The organism is Burkholderia sp. DN3021 (genome assembly GCF_049805555.1).
GTDB classification, from domain to species: domain Bacteria; phylum Pseudomonadota; class Gammaproteobacteria; order Burkholderiales; family Burkholderiaceae; genus Burkholderia; species Burkholderia pyrrocinia_C.
The window spans coordinates 1-2,459 of record NZ_JBNCAB010000198.1 but is presented as its reverse complement, the minus strand read 5'-3'; the positions used below and the strand labels follow the sequence as shown (position 1 = coordinate 2,459).

Genomic DNA, 2,459 nt, shown 5'->3' with positions numbered 1-2,459 from the left:
GCGAACAGACTCACCTTGATCATCTTCACATCCTCATCCCTGCGGCCTCAGTGGCATCATGCCAGCGTCCGAACGGTTTTTCGAGGTGCCCACCTGTTGCTCCCACTGAGCGATCCACTCGCGCAGCGCCTGATCGGAAATATTGCGACAGTCTTTAGGCAGTTCGTCCAGGCATTGCTGCAATTGGCGGCTTGCCGCCTCTACATATAATTCCGGCGCAAACTCGGCTAGCCGATCGCCGCAACGCATGATGCAACGCGGCTCGGCGTGGTAGTCCAGCTGGATCGAGCCTGGCCAGAGTTCGGCGAGCAAGGCCATAAGTCTGGCTTGGTGTGCGCGGGCGCTCTTGGGCAAGGTCAGTTGTAGCGTGGCGTCAGCGCACTCCTGACCGCGCAGCCATTCGTCTATCAGCAATAGTAGCGTGTCCGGATGATCGACTGCGGAGGCTAGCATGGCGCGCGCGTGCTCAACCAGCCGTTCTCTCCAGTACCATGCCATGGCCTGACTGGCGGCAAGGTAAGCGGCCACATGCTGCAACGCATCCAGAATGCCCTGCTGGTATCCGGCTTGATATCCATGCTGACGCAGGGATTCGGCCTGTTGTTCGGCATCGCGCAGCATGCGCTGGGCATTTCGGCGGGCTTGCTCTTCCAGCCTTTCGGCGCGGCTGGCAGCCTGGAGCGCGGAGCGGCGGAGTAGCGTCCCGTCAATGATGTGTTGCGGGTGGGGTATGGGGATGTCTCTGGGCATACTGTAGGGCCAGGGTCAGCATCATGGGATCGGCGCCAAGCTCCGTCGGCGTGGCGTCGACGTGTGGCGGGAACAGCAGCGGAAACCTTTGCGCCAACGGCACCGGCAGCCGTTCCCGCCAGCAATGGAGCCGGGCATATCCGGCTCGCAACAGCTCGTTATGGCAGGGCGGCTGCTGTTTCGGGGCGGCATCCGTCGGCTGATCGATGCTGACGAATGCACGTGCCCATTGCGGCAAGCTTAGCATTGCTCCGCGCCAAACCAGCTCTGAGCGCCGCGCGTGGCAGCCAATTAGGTAGGCGGCCTGGGGCAGTCGTCTCCAATGGCGCAGCAAGTGCCTTGCCATTGCATCCAATTCTGCATCGGCGCAGTCGTTTCTCAACTGGTAGGCGGCTAGCAACAATTCGTTGGCCGCGGCGCGAGCCGCGGGCTGCCCGGTCAAGGACACCGGCAAGCTCAGCCGACGCGGGTGCAGGTAGGACAAAGGGTCGAACAGCACGCGCAGCAAAGCTGGAGTGCATGGCAACTCAGCCATCGCTGCTCCTGTTGGGAGCCGGGGCTGGCGACGCGGTTTCCGCATTGCGACGCTGCCATAGCCAGCCGGCGGCGCCAAGCAGGGCGAGCAGCACGGCGCCGGCAATCAACCAGACCAACCCAGCTCCGCGTTCGGAGAGAGGCGTGGTGGGTGCTTGCTGTTGCGCCTCGCCGCGCCGAGACACCACTACCGAAATATTGTCATAATCAACATCGGCGAAACTGTTTTTCAGGAAGCGTTTGATGTCGGTGACTTTTTGCTCCGGCTCAATATCGCGATCATATACGGCCAGCGCCGACAGGTGGACGGGCTTGGCGGCGCGCCCTCCCTCTCCGGAGTCCAGGTCGTAGCTGATATGCACGCGCGCGGACAATACGCCGTCCATGATTTGCAGCGATTGTTCCAGCCGCTGTTCGATGGCGGAGTACAACCGCGCTTTTTCCGCCCGCGGCGACGATACCAAGGAGTCGGCCGGAAACATCTGCGCCACTTCCATGCGGGGACGCGACGGCAAATCATAGGTCTTCAGCCAGTCGACCGCGGCTGCAAAATTGGGCGGCGCCACGGAGATGCTGTAACCGGCTTTGCCGCGGTCGGTTTTTTCCGCCTCGATATTATGGCGCTGCAGCACGGCGATCACTTCATTGGCTTGCTGCTGGTCCAGCCCCTTAAGCAAGTCCTGTTGTTGGCAGGCTGCCAGCAGCAGAATCAACGGCATGGCGTAAAGACGGCGACGCATCATGATCGTATCAGGCTTTCTACCGCGCTCACGGCCTTGCGGGTCAGGGTGCTGATGGTGGACACCTCGAGGTTGTAGTTCGAGGTTCGCAGTTGCAGCTGGAACAGTTCGGCCGGATCGGTTACCACATTGGGTTGTTCCAGACGCTGCATGATGGCGTCTTTTTCCATGCCGGCGCTGACGGCGGACTGGGAGAAGGCCTGGACCAGCCTGTCATCCAGCGACACGATGTCGTTATCTTGGGCCGGCAGCTCGCGAATCCGGCTGACCAGCGCCTCGACCGGTTGGATCGAGCGGTTCTGCATGTGAAGCTCCTGTGCGCGCCGCGATGCGGCGCAGTGTCGTTAAGGCAATGCTGATTAAGTTCACCGTCCCTGTAGTTCATGCGTCATAGATCGGTGTGCATGACTTGAGAAAGGCGAACGACGATGAAGC

At 61.3% G+C, this 2,459-nt stretch carries 4 protein-coding genes; all 4 read right to left on the bottom strand.

The window, feature by feature from the left end:
* Positions 1 to 33: 33 nt before the first annotated feature.
* Positions 34 to 621 (bottom strand): hypothetical protein, encoded by a 588-nt coding sequence (locus ACPUER_RS36350; protein ID WP_425133529.1) that lies wholly within the window; start codon positions 619 to 621, stop codon positions 34 to 36.
* An 85-nt stretch (positions 622 to 706) separates the two neighbouring features.
* Positions 707 to 1,285 carry a type III secretion apparatus protein OrgA/MxiK gene (locus ACPUER_RS36345; protein WP_425133528.1) on the bottom strand — a complete coding sequence of 193 codons (579 nt, stop codon included), beginning with the start codon at positions 1,283 to 1,285 and terminating at the stop codon, positions 707 to 709.
* Positions 1,278 to 2,027, bottom strand: coding sequence for an EscJ/YscJ/HrcJ family type III secretion inner membrane ring protein (locus ACPUER_RS36340; protein ID WP_425133527.1), 750 nt, complete (start codon positions 2,025 to 2,027; stop codon positions 1,278 to 1,280). The genes ACPUER_RS36345 and ACPUER_RS36340 overlap by 8 nt, the downstream gene beginning before the upstream one ends.
* Positions 2,024 to 2,329 (bottom strand): type III secretion system inner rod subunit SctI, encoded by a 306-nt coding sequence (gene sctI / locus ACPUER_RS36335; RefSeq protein WP_425133526.1) that lies wholly within the window; start codon positions 2,327 to 2,329, stop codon positions 2,024 to 2,026. Before sctI ends, ACPUER_RS36340 begins: the two co-directional genes overlap by 4 nt.
* Between the last annotated feature and the right edge of the window lie 130 nt (positions 2,330 to 2,459).